Raw genomic sequence first — 23,871 nt, 5'->3', positions numbered from 1 at the left:
TACATAATCGAAATCCTGCCCAAGAAATGAATCACCCCATCTTAAATAGGCAGACTCCCAGATAGTCCCGATCCGCATAAAAACCCCCGCATGTGCTCTGCGGGGGTCTTTATCATCCATTTGATTGTGGTAGGACTCGAACAATACCAAGGGTTCTGTGCTTGCTGAGATCAATGAATTCCTCACCGATATTGACTAGCGGGCGAAGCGGATCATGCGCCAGAATCATGATGATTTTACCAATCTGCCCGTCTGTCAACAACACGTCGTTGCCTATCATGGATTGCATAAGTTTATTGATAAACACACTGCAAATATAGGGATCGAGCTTGCCGAAAGAGTTATCCTCCATCTGCGTAAGCACTTCATATAAGGGTGCGGCAGAACGGTAATACCGGTCTGAAGTCATTGCATGAAAAATATCCGTGACGGCTACTATCTTGCTGAAATCCGTAATCCGGTGTCCCATCACCCCGAACGGATAGCCGCTGCCGTCCATTCTTTCGTGGTGCTGCAGTGCAACGAGTGCCTGCATATGCGACGTCCCCACTGTATCCCTGATCATCTCATAGCCGAGTGTAGTATGTTTTTTCATGATGGCCAGTTCCTCGTCATTCAGGGGACCGGGTTTGGTTAGGATTTCGGCTGGAATCATAACTTTTCCGATATCATGAAGAGTTGCGGCAATAGTCAGCATCCCCAGCTCTTCCGGGCTGAGCTTAAGCCACCTGCCAAGAAGCGTTGACAGAATACCTACGGCAACATTATGTCTGTATGTATAGTCATCTTTAGTCTGCAGCGCAGCCAATATCCCGTAAAAATCATTTTTCTCACTGACCTGCTGGATAAAAGGAATGACTTCATTTCTTAGTTCCAGCATTGGCAGCCGCTTGCTTTTGGTATAACGGAACTGCTCAAAAATATTCTCCATAGCTTCTGTACAGTCATCCACCGCCAGCTGATAGAAAGCCTCACTGTCCAGCTGGAGCACATCATGCGGCTGAAGAATGATCCGATGCTGGGTAATCAGACGGATATGCTCTGAGCTCAGTAATGTCATAGCGGGCAATACAAACACACCGTTGTGATTAAAAAGATTGTCTATAAGCTGTTTGCCGATATATTGTTCGTTGCTGTTGTTCATCTTTCTCACCTGCCAGTGCAGAATTCACAAGATGTGAATAAGCTGCGTAATTTGAAATCTGTGCCGCTCCATTCAGCTTGATATTATAGGATATCCTGGCTTTAGAGCATGGTGAATGCAGCACTAAATAAGCAACCGCTGTTTTGCTCCTATATCTCTTATCGTTATTTCCCACCAAAATATGAATACCTAAAATTTCCCTTCAGAGGACGGTAACATCATTTGTCTACGGCTTACCTAGTTTCATTTAGCTAGATACAGGCCGTTTCACCGGTTTGATATCGACCGGCATCTTATACCTTTTGGCAATATTCAGATACAGGGAGAGCTCACGGCATAATTGCAAAATCGCTGAACGGACCTCGAATTCATCCCGCGTTTCAGGCAGATCCATTTTTTGAAATTCCTGTTCCAGCAGTGCCAGCAGTTTTTCTGTCCGGCCCGTATATTCTTCAGCCAGCACATCATTGCTGAGTTGATCGAACAGGTCTGCAACCATATCCCCGTGTGGCAGCTGACGGTAGACTTGAGAGAGTAGCTGCATCATGTTCTGAATGGATTCAAGCTGTTCCTTGCGCATATAAAAATAGACATTCCAGGCTTCATCCGGATGAATCACATGATTCTCCATTTCTCTGGAGGCCGCTGTCAGTCCCCGCTGCACTGCTTCATTTGCTCCAATCAGTTCCTTACCGTCCCATAGATATCCCGGGTCACGGAGGGTTCGGGCCATCTGTGTAAAAATGACCGAAAAATAACTATCTACCTCTTTACGAATGGCAGCAATGACACTGCCGGTCTGAGGCATATAGATCAAATTAATCAATCCGGCAGAGCCCAGGCCGACAAACAGGAGCTCGATCTGTTGTAGCAGAACATGTACCGACAGCTCAGCTTGTCCAAAAACACGGAACACAATAACGGAACTGGTAACGATCCCCTCCTTATAACCGGATTTTACAATCATCGGGAACCCTACCAGGACATACATCCCTAGCACCCAGTAATGAAACCCAAGTAAATAAAATAAAATACAGCCGAAGAAAAGTCCGACCAATGAGGCAAGAAACCGCGCAGTAATCGTACGGAGGCTCCTTTTGCGGGTGGTTTCCACACCCAGAATCGCCAGCAGACCCGCACTCTGCGCGTTCGGGATGCCCACAGCGGCTGCCAGCAGGATCGACAGCAGTGTCGCAGCCGCTGTTTTGATAACTCGAAATCCCATGTAAATACCTCTCCTTGCGGTCTTTGTAAGTCAGGCGGCTCCTGGCTGGCTTCATGAGAAGCATAACCCGGTCACGCCAGCTTAACAGGTTGGCAATCATGTTCAGGTAAAGATATAGACATGGTACAAGATTTTGCGGAGCTGCACAATATGACATGTTTTTCATCGTCTCGACAAAAGCAGCTTCTCTACATATACTACCAGCTGATACATGGCTGTAGCCACAGCGGCAATAATCAGCAGACTGGACATCACGAGCGTGAAATTGAACACCTGAAATCCGTAAATAATCAGATATCCAAGGCCGGATTTGGCCGCCAAAAACTCGCCAACAATCACACCCACCCAGGACATGCCAACATTCACTTTCAATGTAGATACAACCGTGGGGAAGGAAGCCGGCAGAATCACCTTATTGAACACCTGCACCCGTGAGGCTCCAAACGACTTTGCCACCTTCACCAGATTCGGATCCACGCTGCAAAAGCTGTTGTACACCACAAGTGTTGTAATAATTACAGTGATAGACAACGTTGTTACCACAATCGCCGTAAAGCCCGCTCCGAACATCACGATAAATATCGGCCCCAGCGCCACTTTAGGCATACTGTTAAAGACGACCATGTATGGATCAAGTACTGCCGATAAAAAGGGCGACCACCAGATGATTATGGCAAGAAGAGTGCCTAATAGTGTCCCAAGTACGAAGCCTACCACCGTTTCACCAACGGTCATACCCAGATGTGGCCACAGACTTCCACTGATCATATCACTCCAAATTTGCCGGAAGACCTTGGTGGGGTAGCTGAACAACAGCTCATCCAGCCAGCCCAGTCTGGCGCCAGCCTCCCAGAGCACAAAGAACAGGACAAGCAGACTTCCACGGACTCCTATTACACGGGCGCGCCATCGCCGTTTTTTCTTTTGATATTGGGCATGACTCTCTTCAAGCCACAACTGACGGGAGGCAGCTAATTCTATTTGTTCAACCGATTTCATAGACCTTCCCTCCCCGCAAGTTCCATTTCCTTCCACACTTCATGAAAAAGCTCTGCAAACCCCGGCAAGTCCCGCGCATATAGAGGAGGTGTACGCCTGATCGCTTCGGGTACAATAAAAATCTTGCGGATTTTGCCGGGATTCGGCTGCAGGAGGATCACCCGGCTGCTGACTGCAATCGCCTCAGACAGATCATGAGTAACCAGAATAGCAGTAGTTCCGCGGCTGCGCAGAGTTTCTGAGACCAGATCCTCAAGCTGCAGCTTGATCTGATAATCCAGCGCAGAGAAGGGCTCATCCAGCAGCAGCAGCCCAGGGTCTGTAGTAAGCGTCCGTACCAGCGCCACCCGCTGGCGCATCCCTCCTGAGAGCTGAACCGGATACGTATGCTCTTTGCCGGCAAGGCCCATTTCAGCAAGCAATTCTATCGTTTTCTTCCTGGATTGCTCGTTCAAACTTCCGGTGAGCTCCAGTCCCAACAAGGCATTATCCAGAATAGTCCGCCACGGAAAAAGATAATCCTGCTGCAGCATATACCCCACCTCAGGTGAAGGGCCGCTAACCGCATGTCCGTTCACAGATACAGCTCCCCGCGAGGGCTGCAGCAGTCCGGCGATGATCGACAGGAGCGTGGTTTTGCCGCAGCCGCTGGGTCCGACCAGACTGACGAACTCGCCTGCTTCCACGTTCAGACTGAAATTTTCGATGGCAAGCGACGCCTCACGATCCCCCAAATAGGCATGCGTCACTTCCTTTAACTGCACAATGGGAAGCATATCACCCCTCCTAAAAGTTTTGTAAGCATCTGCTTCTGTGATCTCCTTCGTACAAAACTCGCTTCGTAAGCATTAACTTTAGTTTTGTAAGCATCTGCTTCTGTGATCCGCTTCGTACAAAACTCGCTTCGTAAGCATTAGCTTTAGTTTTGTAAGCATCTGCTTCTGTGATCTCATGCTTAAGTTTTGTAAGCATCCGCTTGCTCAATTACTTCACACTAGCTTCGGCTTTTTCAGCAAAATGGTTATTGACGATCTTGGTTACAGGAACACGTTCCTTCAATTCTCCGGCATACTCCATAACATCCAGCAGATTATTCCATTCTTTATCGTCGATGACCGGATTTACGGCATACGTATCCTGTTCCTTGTAGCGCTTGACCGCAGAAATCACAATATCCCTGTCAGTTTTTTCAAAGTAAGGCATAATCGCATCAGCAATTTCCTCAGGGCTGTGCGCCTTCACCCAAAGCTGTGCCCGCTGGATGGCATTTGTATATTTTTGCACGGTATCGCCGTTTTTGCTGATATAGCTTTGTTTGGACATAAAAACCGTATAGGGCAGATATCCGCTCTCCATTCCAAAAGAAGCAACGACCTCTCCGCGCTTCTCACGCTCAAATATGGAAGCCGTTGGTTCAAAAAGCTGCACATAATCCCCCGTTCCTGAGGCAAAAGCACCCGCAATATTGGCAAAATCAATATTTTGGATCAGTGTGAGGTCCTTTCCCGAATCGATCCCCTTCTGCAGCAGGGTAAATGCACCTGCCATTTGCGGCATCCCGCCTTTTCTCTGGCCCAGAAATGTACTCCCCTTCAATTTGTCCCATTGGAAATCCGAATCCGCTTTACGTGCGAACAGGAATGTGCCGTCCCTCTGTGTAAGCTGTGCAAAATTGATGACAGGATCATCCGCTCCTTGCTGATAAACATAGATTGAGGTTTCAGATCCTACGAGCGCCACATCAATCGCCCCCGATAGCAAAGCTGTCATCGTTTTATCTCCGCCTGGAATGGTCTGCAGTTCAACCGCCAGTCCTTCGTCTTTAAAGAAATTCTGCGACAATGCCACATATTCAGGCGCATAAAAAACCGAACGGGTAACTTCACCGACTTTAACTTTCACCTCAGCCGAGTCTCGTTCACACCCGGCGAGCAGAGAAAAACATAGCGGGATGATCATGAGCGACAATGAAATTTGTTTCCTGATATTCATCCTTCATTCCCCTTTCTTTCAGGGTCTTCGCCCTTGATTAAGCATATGCATCTGCCTAAAGAATGGTTAACTGACATGAAGTATATCGTTTGCACTCTAATCAAGCGTTATTTGACTGTTCTTCATAGTGGTTTTGATGTAGTCTTTTCATTTTCTCAGCAAAATCTGTTAATAAGCTCAGAAAAATGAAAGAATACCGAGATAACCGTAGATATTACGATCTATAGCCTGATATTCCGTATTATTAGTGGTTATTTAATCGTTCACACATTGTGCAAACGTTTTACCAAAAACATTTTATCTACTATTATATTTGTAAAGCGCTTACCAAAATACATACTTGGATTAGTAATCCGTTTGGAAGGGGAATCATTAATGACTCATTTATTCAAAACAACCCATAGGAAGCATTTTCTGTCTGCCGTTGCCCTTGCCGGGCTCTCTGCTGTTCTGCTTGCAGGATGTTCAGGAGGCAACGCCTCTGAAGCCAACATCACCTCCCCCACGAGTACAGCTGTCACCGGACCGTCAGCTTCTATCGGCTCTGAATCTGCTGCATCGCATTCTCCATCCCATTCATCTATCTCCTCATCCGTAGCGGTTGATGAACAGCCGTCCACGGTTTTTTATGAAATTTTTGTCCGTTCGTTCTATGACTCGGATGGTGACGGGATTGGTGATCTGAAGGGTATTACGGAGAAGCTCGACTACCTCAATGATGGTGATCCTTCAACCAAGGACGATCTGGGAATAGGGGGCATCTGGCTGATGCCTGTAAACCCCTCACCCAGCTACCACGGCTATGATGTCACTGATTACCGCAGCATTAACCCTGATTATGGAACTATAGAAGATATGCAGACTCTAATCACTGAAGCGCATAAGCGTGGAATCAAGGTCATCATGGATCTGGTGGTCAATCATACTTCCAAAGAGCATCCATGGTTCGTAGACTCGGCTAAAAATCCGGATGGAAAATACCGTAACTGGTACATATGGGCAGAAGATCAACACCGGCCTATAAGCGGAACAAGTGCAGCGGGGAGCGGTAATCCGTGGCATGAACTTTTAGGCAGCCATTACATGGGCACATTCTGGGATGGGATGCCGGATCTGAATTTCGATAATCCGCAGGTTCGGACTGAGATGGAGAGTATCGGAAAGTATTGGCTAAAGCTTGGGATCGACGGTTTCCGTCTGGATGCCGCGAAACACATCTACGAGGATCTGCTATCCGATAAAAGTGCAGCCACAACAGCAAAAAACGTAGCCTGGTGGCAAGAGTTCCGTCAGTCCATGAATGAGGTTAATCCTAAGGCTTATATCGTGGGTGAAGTTTGGGAGAATTCTGCTGTTTCCGTCGGAGCTTATCTGGATCATGCTTTCGATTCCGGGTTCAATTTCGGATTGGCCGAAGCCCTGGTGAACTCTGCCGCAACAGAGAAAGACAGCGGCATTGCTTTTACACTTGAACGGACCTATAAGCTGTATTCCCAACTTTCTGAAGGTGCTTTTACAGACGCTATCTTTCTGACCAACCATGATCAGAACAGAGTAATGAGTCAACTGCAGGACCAGCCCCAGCATGCCAAAATGGCCGCGTCCATGCTGTTGACCCTGCCCGGAAACCCTTTTATTTACTATGGTGAGGAAATTGGAATGCTTGGTGTCAAACCAGACGAGGGGATCCGCGAACCCATGCGCTGGACAGCAGGCCAACCATCCGGTGGACAGACTACATGGGAGCTTGATAGCAATAACGATGCCGGGTCAGATGTCAATGTTGAAAGTCAACTGAATAGCAGTGATTCCCTGCTGGAACGATATCGTCAGCTTATTTCAGTTCGAGGTGAACTGCCAGCGCTGCGGAATGGGGACATTCGTGACTATCCTTCTGGTCAAGCGGGCGTAATGTCTTTCGAGCGGATCACTTCTGCACAGCAAGTCTTGGTTGCCCATAACCTGACTGGTGAAGCAGTATCTATTCCTATCCGTCCGGGAACCGGCGAACACACTTATAATAAAATTATACAAGTAATTCCTGGCACAGCCCGCTTGAATCAGGGGATCCTCACAGTTCCACCTTATACAACTGTCATTATGGAGTAGACAATGGAGATGGACAGACTAACCACTTATGTAATATAGAGCAAAGCTGTGGTCTTGTGAGCGGGGCAGCATTCATCCAGTCTTCCGAGCTTCTGGAACTGATCCGGATCAGCCAACCGCCGGCAGCATCCTCCAGATAGGAGGCCCGCTCAAAAGTCCAGTTGCATTTGGTACGTTTACATAACCTCAGCTCAGCAGCAGCGTTAGAATGTTTCATTGCCTTAGCCAGCAAGGAGGCTTGTTCTACATCACCCGTTTCGGCAGCCAGTCGTTCAGATAAAAAGTATAATGTGAACGTATCCGCATTCTTTTGAAGCTTCTCATACTTGTGTTTTGATATCATCAGAGCAGGCATTTTCGTATCCAAATCCTCTGTCTGCTGAAAGCAGTTCATCAGATAATAACAAGCGCGCTTAATCTCTTCCGGTGTTTTGAGTTCACAGCTGAAAGCATCGGGATCTTTTAGATAGAGTATCAGTGTTTCATCTTTGTTGGCCAGCAAGCATAAATCCTGTACATATTCCCCTTCACGAAACTCCAGACGGCATATACGGTCCGCTAAAGCCCCCTTTTGCAGCACCTCCCGTACTCTCGCATTACAAGATGTTTCAGGGAACAGAAAATGCGCTAAATGTAACCTATCATGGATATTCACATCAATGTATCCTTCCCGGATAAGGCTTCAGCTATAAAACTTGTAATCTTTATGTTATCATAAGCTAATTTTAAGGTAAAATTAAGAAAGCAAGGGTATAGTCAATATCATGAAATACTTGTAGCGAGGTGATTTCAATGAGAATGCTCATCACATTTCAGAACAAGCTTGTACCTGTATACTTCACTACAGAAAACAAACAACCCACTCAAAAAGTACTTCGACTGCTTAACAGCACGCTTGAACTCAAAATTCAAAAGGGCAAAAGCGCCCTGCAGAAATGTTTGAATTCTCTGATTAGTATCGAAATTAAAGGTTCTGAAGCTATATTGCACAGTTACAGTGAAAATGATTCATTGGCCTTGTCCCTCTATTAATAGAGGGATTTTTTTTGTTTACGGAATACCCGCCTATACATAAGGACACTGGAAAAAAAGCATAGAAAAAGAGCGAATTCCTATCCAAGGAATTCGCTCTGCTATATATATATCGGGCACAATTTTTCATGGGAGACATGAAGCTAACTGATCCGGTGAATGGATGTCTTCTCTTGTTTTTCAGCTTTCTGAATCCGCAGCTTGAACAGCTTCACTAGGTTGCGCCGGGTATGCTCTTCGTGACAGCTGTCCAGTTTTTTTATAATAAAACGGTCAATGGACATGTCAATCGCTCCTTTGGTTTGGATTCCTTTACAGCTATAGCAGAGAGGAAATCATTTCCTGCACCCTGTAACACCTATATAACCGGGTCTCTGTTTCCTTAAACCTGTCCTCCAAAACGCAAAAAAACCAAGCGAATGACGCAATTACTATATATTGAGTCTAGATAGCCCAAACGATTCAAACGGCCTGGAGATATGGTAGCGATGCAAAGAATAGAGTCTTAATGTCGAACAAAAAAAATTTTAATCGACGGATATTTACAAACAAATAATTAAATGCTATATTAACGTTAGTTAATAAATAAACGATATTTAAGGAGAAATCATAATGTCAAATGTACTTTTTATCAAAGCAAACAACCGTCCTGCAGACCAAGCAGTAAGTGTTCAACTGTATAACGCGTTTCTGGCAAGCTACAAGGAAACTCATCCTAACGATTCAATTACCGAGCTGGATTTGTTCGCTGAACAACTTCCATACTATGATAATACCTTGATTACAGGGATGTACAAAGCTGCCCAGGGCTACGAAGCTACTCCCGAAGAAGCTGCAGGCGCTGCTGTAGTAAAAAAATATCTTGATCAATTCATGGCTGCAGATAAAGTAGTCTTTGCTTTCCCGCTGTGGAACTTGACCGTTCCTGCTGTACTGCATACTTACATTGATTACTTGAGCCAGGCTGGTACAACCTTTAAATACACTGCAGAAGGTCCCGTTGGACTTGTGACTGACAAAAAGGCAGTCATTCTGAATGCCAGAGGCGGTGTTTATTCTGAAGGTCCAGCTGCTACTGCTGAAATGGCTGTGAATTATGTAGCTGGTATGCTGAACTTCTGGGGCTTCAAGGAAACTACTCAGGTTATCATCGAAGGACACAACCAGAACCCGCAGCAATCTGCACAAATCATTGCAGACGGCCTGCAATTGGCTAAAACTGCAGCTGCATCATTCTAAGTTGAGAGACATCTCCCCTTTTACATCATCCGGACTTTTATTTATATATAGTTAGGCGGAGTATCATAAGCCATCTTCGCCGGACAGTAATCAAGGGACCCATACAGCCGTTCAACGGCTGTATGGGTCCCTTGTGTTCTAATCGGACATTCCAGATATTCCTCTCAATATTCGTCCAGCTCGCGGCGCCAGTCTGAACTCCGGGTACGGGAACCTCCAGCCTTCGTTGCAGCTGCAGCAGTTTTTCGCTTTTGCTTCACCTCTTTGCTGCTCTGATACTGCAGTTCACGCTGTGTTTTGCGGTAATTCATGAGCCGTTTCTCATTCAGCTCCCCGTTTGCCATAGCCTCTAGTACCGCGCAGCCTTCTTCATATTCATGCCTGCAATCACTAAAGCGGCATTCGGCAGCCAGTCTGCTGATATCACCGAAGGCGAGATCAAGACCACCTTCATCCTCCCATAGCTGCAGCTCACGCATCCCGGGAGTATCCACAATGATTCCCCCATCCGGCAGGACGAACATTTCCCGATGAGTAGTTGTATGCCGTCCCCTGCTGTCCCCTTCGCGCACGTCCTGAGTAAGCTGTAGGTTACGGCCGCTGAGCCAGTTGACCATCGTCGATTTGCCGCAGCCGGAGGAGCCGGTAAGAGCAACTGTCTTCCCGAAACTGATATAGGGCAGCAGCTCTTCTCGCCCGTCTCCAAGTAACGCACTAACCGCATGTATAGCTACACCGGGCGCCGCCTGTTCCATCTCGGCAATTTTACTCTCCGCATCCAGGCAGAGATCGGCTTTGGTCAACAAAATGACCGGATTAGCACCACTGTTCCAGGCCATGATCAGATACCTCTCCATGCGCCGGACATTAAAATCATCATTTAGTGCGCTGACAAGGAACAGCGTGTCTACGTTGGATGCTACAATCTGTTCGTCCAGGGTATTACCTGCCACTTTCCGGGAGATGACACTTTGACGCGGCAGAACCCCATGTAGCACGGCATGCTCTCCGCCATCCTGCATCGCCAGAACTACCCAGTCGCCGATCGCCGGATATTCCCCGGAGTCAGACAGCGAATGTCTGAGTTTCCCTGAAAGCTCGCTCCAGGTCTCTCCGGTTTCCGCCATTACCCTGTACTTGCTGCCGAAATCGCCGACAATTCTTCCCGGCACGTACTCTTTTCCTCCATATTCTAATACCTTTTCATCCCACTTGCTTTGCCAGTTCTCGTTCCAGCCGTATTGTTCTATTATCATTATGGCCTCCTGAATTTTTTGTAATGGAATTCATTTATGCATTCTGTCTGACATTTTCTGCTCTGTTTACGTACTTCCCCTTACACAAAAAGCCGCCGGAATCCACATTCCGGCGGCGTCTTTTCACATGCGAAAAATAACGGTCTCTTCCCTATAACAGGACAGACCAGGAATTTCCGCACGCGGTAGTTGCAGTAATATCAATCCCTGCACATACACACGCAAAAAAGCCGCCGGAACCGATACGGTTCCCGGCGGCTCTATAAGGCATCATAGAGTTGGCCTGCGAAGCTGCAATCCTTACTCTGCAGCCTCTGTTCCCGGAAGACACGTATCCTGAGCAGTATTAACCGATAACGAAGTAACCGTATAAACTGTCATATAACATCGTCTCCTTCCGAACTAATATGGTGTAATGATATACGGCGCTGCATTATTTTGTCAACCCCGTAATCTTATGCGGCTATAAAATAGACTTCAGTTCATCCAGCTCATGAATGGTCTTCCAGGGATGGGCATCCAGTTGTTCATCCCACGGATGATTTCGCTTAAGCCATATAGTTTCCATACCTGCTTTGGCTGCTCCCCAAATATCATTCACCGGATGATCGCCGATAAACAAGGTTTCATCTGCGGTTGTGCCCAGCCGCTCAAGTGCGAGCCGGTAGATACCCGGATCAGGCTTGCTGATCCCAACCTCTCCGGAAATAACAATCTGCTCGAAGTAACCGCGTATCTGAAGCAAATCGATTTTGCCATACTGGATATCCTTTTTGCCGTTTGTAACCAGCCCCATAACATACCCTTGCTCCCGGCAATATTCCAGAATCTCTACAGCATGCTTCATAGGCGCTCCGTGAGTAATATAGGTCTCGTCATAATAGTCACGTATCTCCGCAGCCGTTACAACTTTCTCCCAAGGCAGAACACGGCTGAGCTCGGCGAAAAAACCATCTTTGTCCCGGTATCCGTCCGCATCTCTGACAATAATATCCTCCACGACCCGCCCCGCTTCTTCCGGCTCCAAATGAGCCAGCAAATCCTGCACGAACTTGCGGCTGAAGCTGCGGAAAGTACGATCGCGATCCATTAGTGTATTGTCCAGATCAAACAGCAAAGCTTGTACTTCTCTCATTCCAAGTTCCCCTTATGTCTTGAATTTCATTCCGTAACCCTTCAGAAATCCATTGTACTATGGGGAAACTCGGCAAGAAAAGACCATTCTGGTAAAAGAGATCTTACACTCCTTCATCTGAACAGTCTACGGACTACTATCCTGTTATTCAAAATGCTCCGGCCGATGTGTAAGCATCAATTCCTCTTCGGTAATATATAAAGGAAAAGGCGGAGTTTCTTTTAGATACCGTTCACTGGCAAGCAGCCGGTAATGCACCTCTGGCAGCCAGGCATCCTCAACCAGCGGGAGTTTTCCGGTATCGTTAATATAATTATCTACAGCCGCTTGGACCAGATCCAGATAGTAAGGCACAAGCTTGTCAGCTTCCTCAAAAATCTCAAAGGTCTCCCGGGACATATAGAACTTTTGCTCGGGTACACCGCCTAAATAACGTCTGAGCCGGCTTAGGTCAATGCTTTTATCCTTTAACAGCAAAGCCGTACGGTTAATAGGAGCGGGCATATCTTCTTCAAATTGCCTTACAGCCTGTTTGATCTGCGGCAAGGTAACAGTGATAGGGACAGTGGATGTATTCTTTTTGGCGCGCTTGAAAATCATACTGAAAGTCTCCTTTCGAAGTATATGTCAGATAACGCTTACAATTCCATTTTATTCGTTATTCAGACATTTAATCAGCTTGCCTGACTTTCGTCACAGAAATTCCCCAATCTTTAGATCATTATTTGACATTTTCCCAATGCGTCCATAACTCTGGCGGGTTTAGCTCATAGTGATCATTCTGCCGGTACATGAATTGATGCATAACGAACTCGCGTCGGATGGTTGCGTAATCTTCATGAAAGGGTTTAATGAACTCGTTGATCTCTTTCTCCGTATAGACAACACCAGGTTCCAATTTTTCGACGATATACTGCAGAGCGATCAATTTCTTTTTGTACTGGGCAGGGATCTGCCGCAAACGTCCGTCTTTGGCGAAGAAATTCCGCAGCACCGAATCCTTCAGATTAACATCAGGTGACTCTTTCTCCATATCTTCCACCCCTTTTGCAAAAATAAACTTCAACGATGCCTCCGAACCGGCCTGAATGAATTCAGGATTCAGCATGAAATAAACGGTGTTCTTGTCTCTCCGCTCATTTATGAGCGCTGCTTCCCGTAGTTTGGCGGCATGATGTGTAACCGTAGGCTGTGACAGATTCAGCTTCTCTGCCAAGGCCTGCCCGTGAACCTCCCCCTTGGACAGCAGCAGAAGAATCCGTAAACGTGTAGGGTCTGATAAGGCTTTGTGGTAATTCACAATTTTATCAAGCTGCAATGGGGCCACTCTCCTGTGCATATGATCAGCAACTGCTGAATGCAATTAATTTAGATATATATCTAATTATATGCTTTTCTATGGAATGGAGCAAGAGTAAACAACTGATTTTGCGGGATGAATGGCGAAAATATATAATATAGGGTACGATTTATGGTATAAGCAAGTAATTCTCCGGGAGGTTTGAAGCTTAATGAAAGATGTCATCATTATCGGGGCAGGTCCTTGCGGGTTATCCGCGGCTATTGAATGTCAGCGCCATGGATTGTCCAGCCTGATCATCGAAAAGAATTTTATTGTCCACTCCATCTATCTCTATCCGACCAATATGCAATTTTTCAGCACAACCGCGCTGCTGGAAATCGGGAATGTGCCTTTTACCTCACCCAATGACAAACCCTTCCGTCACGAAGCCTTGGTCTACTACCGCCGTGCCGCTGAACAACATGGACTGGATATAGCCGCTTACGAGGAAGCCTTGTCTGTTCAGCCTTTAGACGACGGGACCTTCGCAGTACATACCCGTAATAAGCGTGGAGAAACGCTAACCCGTAATGCTGCCAATGTCGTAATCTCAACAGGGTATTTCGATCAACCGAACCTGATTGGAATTCCTGGAGAGGAGCTTCCCAAGGTCACCCATTATTTTGGCGAAGCCCATCCCTATACAGGGATGAAGGTAACTGTAATCGGAGGCAGCAATTCTGCTGTTGATGCTGCACTGGAGCTGGTCCGCGTTGGGGCCGAGGTGGATATGGTGTACCGGGGAGCCAGTATCTCTGAGAATATCAAGCCATGGGTTCGCCCTATTTTCGAAAGTATGGTTCTGAAAGAGAAGATTGTTGTCCATACCGAGTCACGGGTAACTGAAATTACACCGGGGTCCGTATTCATCACTAGCCACAGCGGTAAAGTGACCGAACTGGATAATGATTTTGTGCTCGCCTTAACCGGATTTAGACCCAGCAGAACGTTACTCTCATCCGCTGGAGTAAGAATGGATGACACCCAGGATAAACCGGCCTTTAATCCTTCTACCATGGAGAGTAATGTACCCGGACTCTATGTCGCAGGAGTCATAGCTTCCGGACGGAATGCCAATGAGGTATTTATCGAAACCGGGCGCGGGCACGGACAACTGATCGCGGATCATATCGTCGCCAAACGTTTGGCCGAATAAATTCCGACACATCCAATATGCATAATCCGATCCAAATGATTAATACATTGGGCATATTAGAAAAAAGGAGTGTGCCTGCTATGGATATTACCTCTTTACTATTGCTCGGTTTTGCTGCACTGGGCATTATCAGTAAAAATTCACCGATCACGATCGCCATGGTTGTTTTGTTGCTGCTGCGGGTGCTTGGACTGCAACAGACTTTTCCCTGGCTTGAAAAGTACGGTCTCACAGTCGGGATTATCATCCTGACGATCGGTGTAATGACTCCGCTGGCCAGCGGTAAAATCTCACTGGACACCATTTGGCACTCCTTTCTGCACTGGAAGTCACTTGCAGCGATCGGTGTCGGTATGCTGGTAGCCTACCTTGGCGGCCGGGGCGCTCTGCTGATGGGCAGTCAGCCTATGATTGTTGCTGGCCTCTTAATCGGCACTGTACTTGGGGTAGCTTTATTCAAAGGCGTTCCCGTGGGGCCTCTGATCGCTGCCGGGATTTTGTCGCTGCTGATCGGAAGAGGTTAACGCGGCTACGGAAATAAAGAAAGACTGCAGGTTCGCTTAAAAGCGCCTGCAGTCTTTTTAGTTACTCGTTATCGCTAAACCCTGTTCCAGCTTGTCTAATTCCTCAAGCATCCAGCCGCTGCACATTGAACAGCCGGGCATAACTTCCATCGAGCGCCATAAGTCGCTCATGGGTCCCGCGTTCCGTAATTTCCCCATTCTCGAGTACGACAATCTGATCTGCGTGGGTAATTGTAGACAGTCTGTGAGCTACAATTAATGTGGTACGCTCCGAAGCCAGTGATTGCAGCGCCTGCTGGATCAGATGCTCGGATTCCAAATCGAGCGCCGAGGTGGCCTCGTCAAGAATCAGCACCTTGGGATCTTTTAGGAATACACGTGCGATGGCGACGCGCTGCTTCTGTCCACCGGACAGCTTCACTCCACGTTCTCCCACCTCCGTGTCATACCCTTCCGGCAGCTGCATAATGAAATCATGAGCATTGGCAGCCTGAGCAGCCGCGACAATCTCCTGCTCCCCTGCCAGCGGATTACCGAAGAGGATGTTATCCCGTACTGACCCGCTAAAGAGGAAGTTGTCCTGCAGCACCATACCGACAGTCCGCCGCAAGCTCTCCTGCGTCAGACCCCTGACATCCTGTCCGTCCATGCACAGGCTGCCTTCCGTTATATCATAGAAACGCGGGATGAGGCTGATTAATGAGGATTTCCCTCCCCCGCTCATGCCGACAAAAGCCACTGTCTGCCCAGGATCGATGCGAAGTTCGATATTTTTCAATACCCAGTCATGCTCATCGTTGTATTTGAACCATACCTTTCGGAACTCTATGGCTCCAGACGGCGCCACAAGCGGCTTGGCCCCTGGTTCGTCGACAATATCATACGGCTCATCCAGAAGTTCCATCACCCGCTCCAGCGATGCAGATGCTTGGGTAAGCACGGTTGAGGAGTTGATCAGACGCCGCAACGGGGCATACATCCGGTCCAGATAGCCGAAGAATGCCACGAAGGTCCCGAGTGACAAATTCCCGTGAATGACCTGATACCCCCCGTAACCGATAACTAATAGCGGTGCGATATCCGTCAGGGTATTGATAATAGCGAAGGTCACAGCATTCCAGCGCGTCTGGGCCATCGCTTTTTCCAAAAATTTGCCGTTGATATCTTCGAACTGCTTCTTGTCCACCCGCTCCATGGTGAAGCTGCGGATGATTGCAATCCCCTGAATCCGTTCATGCAAATATCCTTGTATCGCTGCAAGCGCCTGGGAACGATCCTTGGTCAGGAGCTTGAGCCGCTTGTAAAGTGTATTCACCGCGATGCCATACAGTGGCAGTATCGCAATCGACACGAGTGCCAGCACCGGATTCAGATAAAACATAAAAGCAAGGGCGAACACCAGCGTGAACATATCCAGCCAGACATTCATCATACCCACTTCAACAAGGTTCTTACTCTGCTCGACGTCATTGATGAATCTAGAGATCGCTTCGCCGACCTTAGTATTCTGATAATAGCGAAGAGAGAGACGCTGCAGATGACCATAGAGTCTATTGCGCATATCAAATAACACTCTGCTGGTAATCAGTTGGGCAAAATACTGGCGGTAATACTCCACTGGCCCCCTTATAATAATGAATAGCACAAGTGAGCCTCCGAGCACTGTCATTAGCTTGGATACCCGCTCCGCGACAGAAAGTACAGGATTGTTCAGCAGGTCATCAACTACATATTTCAGGATGAGCGGCAAGGTAAGCGGAATACTGAACTTGATCATCCCGATGAACAGGGTAAGGACGATCCATTTCATGTAGGGCCGTACAAATGTATAATAAGATTTCCATTGCTTCACAGGAACTAACGTCCTTTCTCTTTACCGTGTTGATTGGGCACTGTTGACATTTGCGCTCCACAGTGTTTTTATAATTTTAAGTCCATAGGTACGCGTTCAACTCTATTTAGCAGTACCCGAACTTCAGGAGGATAACGATGTCCAGACAATTTGTGACCGAAGCCGTCATGATGGCGATTTACGGCCAGCTTCTCATTCCAAGGAGCCCCGTAGAATATATAGTGCCTTACACTACAGTGATGGAATTATACGAACTGCGGGACAGTGACGAACCTCTGATGAGCCATGCAGAAGATGACGAGCATGTGAAGCTCAAAATCCGCGAACTTATTGCTTATTTCGAGCAGCCGCTGAATTCCAAAAAAATCAACCGCTGCCTGAACATCCCCTGGGCTAAAAGCTCCGGCATCCTGATGGGCAACCACACACAAATCACTATTATCAACAGTGTCGATAACGCAACGTATGGAGAAACGTTCGACCCGATTGAAACGGAGCTGCTGCTGACCTCACAGCGGGAGAAAGTGCCGATTCTTACCGATCAATTCGAGCTGATTCAGCGCATCATTGAAAACGGTGTTCCTGTTCAGGTGTTTGATATTGATGATTTTGAATTTGCCATGGAGGAAGAAACCTACCACAGTTCACCTTAAACTCCATCAGTCCTGCAGCGGACCATCCCGCTATGGCTGCCATACAAAAAGCCCTGCCTTATGGCAAGGGCTTCTTGGCCATATTAATAACCGCAATGCTTCACCGCTCAAGAACTCCGGCTGCCGCCTCAGGCTCATACCTGTACTCAATGTCATCCTCGGCTTCAGAATAGACAATGGATAGGCCATAACCCTCCATATACCAAAGATCCTGCTCTTCCATATAAAAAACAATTCCCGACTGATCCGTCTCTATAGAAGGACGGCCCGGAGGCTCATTCGCAATCCCCAACGAAAAGCCCGGGTGCAATCCTCCTCCAGAGCTATAACGTGGAAATAAACGGATATAAGCCCCGTCTTGCAGGGAAAGTTCCCGCTTGAACCAGGCGGCGGCGTCTTTGCTGATTACCATCTTCATCTGTATAAGCACCTCCTGAATATTCTTATCATACTGAAATTATAGCTATATTCCAAATCATATACGAGGATATCATTCTACAGCTTATTCGAAATTTATTCAAAATTACATTTGACAATTCTTCCGGCCGGGTGATAAACTCGGAACATAACGAAGCGTCTTCAAGTTATTACCAAAATTAATGAAAGGGGTGAGCGCGGTGTTTAACCTTGTACCTGTATATTTCCTAACTATTGTCGGCACACATACACAACTGAATACCGAAGCAGCCCTAGCAGTGGAAACCTCCTGAGATTCATACGTGTTACGCGTAACGTATAAGATCAGGTTAGGCAAGTCTCTTCCATGTCTCCGTGCTGCAATACAGCACCGTGGACATGATAGCTGATGTAAATTTCAGGCATATCATCCGTTACCGGATGGTATGCCTTTTTGCATGTTGGTCAGAGTTGCCACTTTCATTAATCACAACTTTCTTGACGTTAACTAAAGCCGACAATCATTTCAACACGAAAGGAAGGGATTTCCCTTGTTCTCCGTTCTCCGCAATCTCGGCTGGTTTTTCCGCCGCGAAAAAAAGCGCTATGCTATTGGACTTATTTTACTGATTGTCGCCGGTGTTCTGGAGCTTCTGCCTCCCCGTCTGCTAGGCAACGCCATCGATGACATTGTCAGCGGGTCGATCACCGCAAGTTCGCTCATGAAGTACATTGGCATGATTATTCTCATGCTGCTGATTATCTATTGGATCACCTACATATGGATGCATAAGCTATTCGGAGGGTCCAACCTGGTAGAGCGGTTATTGCGCTCCCGCTTCATGAACCATCTGATGACTATGACCCCTTCGTTCTTTGAGCGTAACCGTACAGGTGACCTGATGGCCCGGGCTACCAACGATATCCGTGCCGTCTCGGCAACTGTTGGATTCGGGATGCTTACACTCGTCGATTCAACCATCTTCCTCTCTGTCGTACTGCTCGCCATGGGTTTCCTGGTGAGTTGGAAGCTGACCCTTGCGGCCGTACTGCCGCTGCCGCTCATCGCGATCGCCATGATCTTCTATGGCAAAGCCATTCATGACCGCTATAGCCTGGCGCAGGACGCGTTCGGCGACATGAACGATCAGGTACTGGAATCGGTATCCGGTATTCGTGTCATCCGCGCTTATGTGCAGGAACGGCATGACGAGAAACGTTTTAGCGACATTACGGATGATGTCTACCGCAAGAATATGGCTGTAGCGCGGGTTGATTCCTTCTTCGAGCCAACCATCCGGCTGTGCGTCGGGCTCAGCTACATTATCGCTCTTACTTATGGGATTTATCTTGTTTTCCGCAATCAAATTACCTTGGGCGATCTGGTCTCCTTCAATATGTATCTCGGGATGATCGTCTGGCCGATGTTCGCTATCGGTGAGTTGATCAACATCATGCAGCGGGGCGGTGCATCACTGGAACGGATCGACGAGACGTTGAATTCAAAACCTGATGTTCAGGATATTGCCCATCCGGTTCCTGTCACTGAGCCGTCCACTATTGAATTAAAGAACGTAACCTTCCGTTATCCAACCTCAACGGTCGATAATCTGAGCGGGGTTAGCTTCTCTCTCACCCAAGGCCAGACACTCGGCGTAGTCGGCCGTACCGGCAGTGGTAAATCAACCTTACTCAAACAGCTGCTGCACGAATATCCGACGGGTCAAGGGGAGATCCTGATCTCGGATGTGCCTATTGGGCAGATCGCACTCGATCAGCTTCACAGCTGGATGGGATATGTACCTCAGGAGCAGATTTTATTCTCCAAATCCGTGCGCGAGAACATCCAGTTCGGTCACCACGGAGCCAGTGATGAGCGTATTATGGATGCGATCACAGCAGCAGCATTCCAGAACGATCTGGGTACTTTGTCCGACGGTCTTGATACCTTGGTAGGTGAACGCGGCGTCTCCCTCTCCGGAGGCCAGAAGCAGCGTGTATCAATCTCCAGAGCTTTTATAGCCAATCCTGATATCCTTATTCTGGATGATGCACTGTCCGCTGTTGACGCAAGGACTGAGGCCAAGATTATTGAGAACATCCGTGAGGAACGGTCCGGCAAAACTACATTAATCTCGACCCACCGCCTGTCCGCTATTGAGCATGCCGACTTGATTGTCGTGCTGGACAATGGACAGATTACCGAGCGCGGAACCCATCAGGAGCTGCTGGAGATGAACGGCTGGTACCGTGAGCAATTCGATCGTCAGCAGGTAGAGAACAACCTGACCAATGAATAATAACATTTAGGAGGTGTCACCGTTGACACAGAGTACAGGCAAACGCCTGCTGCAGTATGCTTTAACTGCCAAAAAGACGTTTATCGCAGCACTATTGCTGCTTACCATCGGAGTAGCGGCCGAGCTCGCAGGCCCTTTTATCGCCAAGAGCATGATCGATAATCACATGCTGGGCATCGAGAAGCCTTACTTCCAGACTACCTCGTCCGAGGAAGCAGCTGAATATAACAATACCTACTACAAACGCGGTGACCGTTTTGCTCCGGGTGAAGCCAAAGGCCAGGAGGTGCGCCTGCTTCAGGAAGGCAGATCCTTCTATTTCATCAATGAGCCGGTAGCGCAGCCTGAAGGTGAGCGAACCTACCGTGACGGTTCACTGCATATCAAGCATGGAGACTCTGAAGCAGTCTACCCAGCTGTGAAGCTGTCGGCTGACGAACTGTTTTCCTTTTACAAACCCGAACTTCCTGGGATCTACGAGCTTGTAGGCTTGTACGCCCTGTTCCTGGTGATCTCTATCTTTGCCGAATTCGGTAAAACGTACTGGCTGCAATCCTCGGCCAACCAGGTCATCCGCAAGCTGCGGACCGATGTGTATGCGCATATCCAGCGTTTGCCGGTCTACTTTTTTGACAACCTGCCTGCAGGCAAAGTCGTATCCCGGGTGACGAATGATACAGAAGCGGTAAAAGATTTGTTCATCGCCGTATTATCTAACTTCAGTACTGGAATTATCAACATTCTGGGCGTGTACGTTGCCCTGTTCCTGCTGGATATCCGGCTTGGCCTGGTGAGCTTGTTCATCGTGCCGATTGTGGTTCTCTGGATCATTCTGTACCGCAAGGTTGCTACCAAATACAATACCATTATCCGTTCCCGTCTTAGTGAAATTAATGCTATCATCAATGAATCGATTCAGGGGATGTCGATTATCCGTATTTTCCGCCGCCAGAAGCAGAGTACGCAAGAGTTCGAGAATCTCAACGACGATTACTTGAAATATCAGAACAAAATGCTGAATTTGAACGCCTTTACGTCCCACAATCTGGTGAATTCGCTGCGGAGCCTCTCCTTTGTACTCGTACTTTGGTACTTCGGATTTGGCAGTCTGGGCGGTTCTACCTTTGTGTCACTTGGTGTACTGTATGCATTCGTTGACGTATTGGGACGGATGTTTCAGCCGATTACCGGGATGGTTAACCAGCTAGCCAACCTTGACAGCTCCATGGTATCTGCGGGACGGGTGTTTACGCTGATGGACGAAACGGGTGAACCGGTAACGGATGGAACCATGCCGCGTTACAAAGGAAATGTAGTATTTAAGGATGTCTCTTTTGCCTATAAAAAAGACTTCGTCCTTAAGAATATCTCCTTTGAGGCACGTCCTGGCGAAACCGTCGCCCTCGTAGGCCATACCGGTTCCGGCAAAAGCTCGATTATCAACTTGCTGTTCCGCTTTTACGATCCGCAACGCGGCACTATCACGATTGATGGTGAAGAGGTTAAAGGCATACCGAAGCAGTGGCTGCGAAGCCACATGGGGATCGTGTTGCAGGATCCTTATCTCTTCACAGGCACCATCGCTTCAAACGTTAGCCTCGGGGATGAGCGGATCTCCCGCGAACGCGTGGAACGTGCACTGCGAGAAGTAGGTGCAGACAAACTGCTTGCCCATTTGCCGCAAGGCTTCGATGAGCCGGTAGTCGAGAAAGGCAGCACATTGTCAGCAGGACAGCGCCAGCTAATTTCGTTCGCCAGAGCATTGTCTTTTGATCCGGCGATTCTGATTCTGGATGAGGCTACTTCCAATATCGATACGGAAACAGAGAGTCTGATCCAGCAAGCGCTTGAGGTTCTCAAAAAGGGACGCACCACCTTCATCATCGCGCATCGCCTCTCCACCATCCGCAGTGCCGATCAGATTCTGGTTCTGCACCGGGGAGAGATTGTGGAACGCGGCAGTCATGATGAATTAATGGCCCTCGGCGGAAGATACTTCCGCATGTATCAGCTGCAGCTGGGTGCAGGTGCAGGCGAAAGCTCGGAGATATCAGCCCCTGCTTTGGATCAACAGTTCGGCGCTGTCTTGCAGCCATCCCTAAAACAAGTATAAAAAGTACGGGAATGCTCTCTCGGACGGGAGAACCGTAACAAAATAGCCCCTGATGCCTAAGTAGGCATCAGGGGCTTTTGTAACCTTGTGTTAGGAACATTCGTTCCGTATAATGGAAATAATATATAAGATTGGGGTGGAAACGTTGATCACTTATTCGCTCAGCAAAAGGCAGGCAAGGCAGTTCCTGCTTCATCATCAACGGCTCGTCTCGGGCGGTTCGGCACGCGGTAAAGATGCTATTTACGACTTCATCCGCCATGTCGGCTGCATACAATATGATCCGCTGAGTATAGCTGGCCATAATCATGAGCTGGTGCTGCAGGCACGGATCCCCGGTTTCGTTCCGGAACTAGCCTCAGAGCTGTTATATAAGGACAGGCTGCTAATCGATGGCTGGGACAAGAATATGTCGATCTACTGCACAGAAGACTGGCCGTACTTTCAGCGCCGCAGAGATATGGCTGCGGAACGCTATCAGGGAAATGAGACATTGAAAACTATGGTGGCGCATGTACGGGAAGAACTGGTACGGCGTGGTCCCCTCTCCTCACTGGATCTGGAGAGTAAGGACAAGATAGATTGGGCCTGGGCTCCGGCGCGGCTATCCCGTGCAGCTATGGAAAGTATGTATTTCTGGGGTGAAATATCCGTTCATCACCGCGTACACACTCGCCGCTATTATGATTTCACGGCAAACTTGCTGCCTGAGCATCTGCTCGGCACCAGGGACCCCAACTTGACGGCTGAGCAGCATTTCGACTGGTATGTGCTTCGGAGAATAGGCAGCATCGGTCTGCAATGGAATAAATCCGGTGACGGCTGGCTGGGAATTGCAGGCTTGAAGAGCAAAGAACGGACTGCCGCGATAGAACGGCTGCTCCACAGGGATTCCCTCCGCGAGGTTCGCGTCGATGGTCTCAAGCTTCCTTTATACATGCGAACTATTGATGCCTACGTGTTAGAAGAGATATTAGCTAATGGCTATGATACCCCTATTAAGAACGAAACCAGCGTTGAATTTGCAGCTGCACTGGCTCCCCTAGACAATCTGCTCTGGGACAGAGAGCTGATCAGGCAATTATTCGGATTCACTTACCGTTGGGAAGTATACAAGCCTATTGCTGAACGGGAATACGGTTACTATGTACTGCCTCTGCTGTACGGAGACCGTTTCATTGCGCGGTTTGAACCGGTGATGGACAAGAAAAACGGTATACTGAACATTTTGCACTGGTGGTGGGAGCCGGATACGGCCTTAAGCCAAGAGATGATCCCAGCGATCACAGCCGCTTTAGATGCGCTAGCAAAGTGCACGCGCGCCTCGTCAATCCGGTTCAATCCCGGAGTGGCGGAGAGCAATGGGCTACAGGGTCTGACGTCCTACTTTCAATAGTACATAAT

22 protein-coding genes are annotated in these 23,871 nt (G+C 48.0%); 9 read left to right on the top strand and 13 right to left on the bottom strand.

The genetic code is table 11. The features are described 5' to 3' along the window. Nucleotides 1-112: 112 nt before the first annotated feature. From ACAN54_RS02005 to ACAN54_RS01985, 5 genes are all read right to left on the bottom strand, one after another. Nucleotides 113-1,144 carry an HD-GYP domain-containing protein gene (locus ACAN54_RS02005; RefSeq protein ID WP_379151764.1) on the bottom strand — a complete coding sequence of 344 codons (1,032 nt, stop codon included), beginning with the start codon at nt 1,142-1,144 and terminating at the stop codon, nt 113-115. A gap of 247 nt (nt 1,145-1,391) precedes the next feature. Continuing rightward, nucleotides 1,392-2,369: an aromatic acid exporter family protein gene (locus ACAN54_RS02000; RefSeq protein ID WP_379151760.1), complete on the bottom strand. Its 978-nt coding sequence runs from the start codon at nt 2,367-2,369 to the stop codon at nt 1,392-1,394. A gap of 162 nt (nt 2,370-2,531) precedes the next feature. Continuing rightward, nucleotides 2,532-3,368 (bottom strand): ABC transporter permease, encoded by an 837-nt coding sequence (locus ACAN54_RS01995; RefSeq protein ID WP_379151758.1) that lies wholly within the window; start codon nt 3,366-3,368, stop codon nt 2,532-2,534. Then, nucleotides 3,365-4,144, bottom strand: coding sequence for an ABC transporter ATP-binding protein (locus tag ACAN54_RS01990; protein ID WP_379151755.1), 780 nt, complete (start codon nt 4,142-4,144; stop codon nt 3,365-3,367). The genes ACAN54_RS01995 and ACAN54_RS01990 overlap by 4 nt, the downstream gene beginning before the upstream one ends. Nucleotides 4,145-4,352: 208 nt before the next feature. Beyond that, the gene (locus tag ACAN54_RS01985; RefSeq protein WP_379151751.1) at nt 4,353-5,360 is read right to left on the bottom strand and encodes an ABC transporter substrate-binding protein; all 1,008 of its coding nucleotides are present in this window, start codon (nt 5,358-5,360) and stop codon (nt 4,353-4,355) included. A gap of 375 nt (nt 5,361-5,735) precedes the next feature. On the opposite strand from ACAN54_RS01985, the gene ACAN54_RS01980 reads away from it, so the two are divergent. Then, a complete protein-coding gene (locus ACAN54_RS01980) occupies nt 5,736-7,469 on the top strand; it encodes an alpha-amylase family glycosyl hydrolase (RefSeq protein WP_379151748.1) in 1,734 nt (577 codons plus the stop codon). On the opposite strand, the gene ACAN54_RS01975 is transcribed toward ACAN54_RS01980, so the two are convergent. After that, nucleotides 7,459-7,971 (bottom strand): hypothetical protein, encoded by a 513-nt coding sequence (locus ACAN54_RS01975; RefSeq protein WP_379151745.1) that lies wholly within the window; start codon nt 7,969-7,971, stop codon nt 7,459-7,461. The two genes, ACAN54_RS01980 and ACAN54_RS01975, sit on opposite strands and share 11 nt — an antisense overlap. 290 nt (nt 7,972-8,261) lie before the next feature. On the opposite strand from ACAN54_RS01975, the gene ACAN54_RS01970 reads away from it, so the two are divergent. After that, entirely contained in the window at nt 8,262-8,501 is a 240-nt protein-coding gene (locus ACAN54_RS01970) for a hypothetical protein (protein ID WP_036687997.1), read from the top strand. 143 nt (nt 8,502-8,644) lie between these two features. Here the strand turns inward: ACAN54_RS01970 and ACAN54_RS01965 are convergent, their stop codons facing one another. Beyond that, entirely contained in the window at nt 8,645-8,785 is a 141-nt protein-coding gene (locus ACAN54_RS01965; protein WP_379151741.1) for a hypothetical protein, read from the bottom strand. 328 nt (nt 8,786-9,113) lie between these two features. Between ACAN54_RS01965 and ACAN54_RS01960 the strand changes: the two genes are divergently transcribed. After that, on the top strand, nt 9,114-9,740 hold the full coding sequence (locus ACAN54_RS01960; RefSeq protein WP_379151738.1) for an FMN-dependent NADH-azoreductase: 627 nt from the start codon (nt 9,114-9,116) through the stop codon (nt 9,738-9,740). 164 nt (nt 9,741-9,904) lie between these two features. On the opposite strand, the gene rsgA is transcribed toward ACAN54_RS01960, so the two are convergent. The 4 genes from rsgA to ACAN54_RS01940 all read right to left on the bottom strand — a co-directional run bounded on the left by rsgA (nt 9,905) and on the right by ACAN54_RS01940 (nt 13,449). Beyond that, nucleotides 9,905-10,996, bottom strand: coding sequence for a ribosome small subunit-dependent GTPase A (gene rsgA / locus ACAN54_RS01955; protein ID WP_379151735.1), 1,092 nt, complete (start codon nt 10,994-10,996; stop codon nt 9,905-9,907). A gap of 463 nt (nt 10,997-11,459) precedes the next feature. Beyond that, nucleotides 11,460-12,131 (bottom strand): HAD family hydrolase, encoded by a 672-nt coding sequence (locus ACAN54_RS01950; RefSeq protein ID WP_379151732.1) that lies wholly within the window; start codon nt 12,129-12,131, stop codon nt 11,460-11,462. A gap of 144 nt (nt 12,132-12,275) precedes the next feature. Next, nucleotides 12,276-12,731: a DUF3939 domain-containing protein gene (locus tag ACAN54_RS01945; protein WP_379151729.1), complete on the bottom strand. Its 456-nt coding sequence runs from the start codon at nt 12,729-12,731 to the stop codon at nt 12,276-12,278. Between the two features lie 121 nt (nt 12,732-12,852). Further along, a complete protein-coding gene (locus tag ACAN54_RS01940) occupies nt 12,853-13,449 on the bottom strand; it encodes a DUF2087 domain-containing protein (RefSeq protein ID WP_379151724.1) in 597 nt (198 codons plus the stop codon). A 193-nt stretch (nt 13,450-13,642) separates the two neighbouring features. Between ACAN54_RS01940 and ACAN54_RS01935 the strand changes: the two genes are divergently transcribed. Beyond that, on the top strand, nt 13,643-14,629 hold the full coding sequence (locus ACAN54_RS01935) for a YpdA family putative bacillithiol disulfide reductase (RefSeq protein ID WP_379151721.1): 987 nt from the start codon (nt 13,643-13,645) through the stop codon (nt 14,627-14,629). An 80-nt stretch (nt 14,630-14,709) separates the two neighbouring features. Next, on the top strand, nt 14,710-15,153 hold the full coding sequence (locus tag ACAN54_RS01930) for a DUF441 domain-containing protein (protein ID WP_379151718.1): 444 nt from the start codon (nt 14,710-14,712) through the stop codon (nt 15,151-15,153). Between the two features lie 103 nt (nt 15,154-15,256). On the opposite strand, the gene ACAN54_RS01925 is transcribed toward ACAN54_RS01930, so the two are convergent. Continuing rightward, a complete protein-coding gene (locus tag ACAN54_RS01925; protein WP_379151715.1) occupies nt 15,257-17,005 on the bottom strand; it encodes an ABC transporter ATP-binding protein in 1,749 nt (582 codons plus the stop codon). Between the two features lie 137 nt (nt 17,006-17,142). On the opposite strand from ACAN54_RS01925, the gene ACAN54_RS01920 reads away from it, so the two are divergent. Further along, nucleotides 17,143-17,658 carry an ADP-heptose synthase gene (locus ACAN54_RS01920; protein ID WP_379151712.1) on the top strand — a complete coding sequence of 172 codons (516 nt, stop codon included), beginning with the start codon at nt 17,143-17,145 and terminating at the stop codon, nt 17,656-17,658. Nucleotides 17,659-17,758: 100 nt separating this feature from the next. Here the strand turns inward: ACAN54_RS01920 and ACAN54_RS01915 are convergent, their stop codons facing one another. Next, nucleotides 17,759-18,076, bottom strand: a complete 318-nt coding sequence (locus tag ACAN54_RS01915) for a HesB/YadR/YfhF family protein (RefSeq protein ID WP_379151709.1) — start codon at nt 18,074-18,076, stop codon at nt 17,759-17,761. 529 nt (nt 18,077-18,605) lie between these two features. Between ACAN54_RS01915 and ACAN54_RS01910 the strand changes: the two genes are divergently transcribed. The 3 genes from ACAN54_RS01910 to ACAN54_RS01900 all read left to right on the top strand — a co-directional run bounded on the left by ACAN54_RS01910 (nt 18,606) and on the right by ACAN54_RS01900 (nt 23,863). Further along, nucleotides 18,606-20,354, top strand: coding sequence for an ABC transporter ATP-binding protein (locus tag ACAN54_RS01910; RefSeq protein WP_379151707.1), 1,749 nt, complete (start codon nt 18,606-18,608; stop codon nt 20,352-20,354). Between the two features lie 22 nt (nt 20,355-20,376). Then, the gene (locus ACAN54_RS01905; RefSeq protein WP_379151704.1) at nt 20,377-22,467 is read left to right on the top strand and encodes an ABC transporter ATP-binding protein; all 2,091 of its coding nucleotides are present in this window, start codon (nt 20,377-20,379) and stop codon (nt 22,465-22,467) included. Nucleotides 22,468-22,612: 145 nt separating this feature from the next. After that, complete coding sequence (locus ACAN54_RS01900; protein ID WP_379151701.1) at nt 22,613-23,863, top strand: winged helix-turn-helix domain-containing protein; 1,251 nt, start codon at nt 22,613-22,615, stop codon at nt 23,861-23,863. The last annotated feature ends 8 nt before the right edge of the window (nt 23,864-23,871 follow it).

Source organism: Paenibacillus diazotrophicus (assembly GCF_042610465.1).
This window is presented reverse-complemented; position numbering and strand designations above follow the sequence as displayed.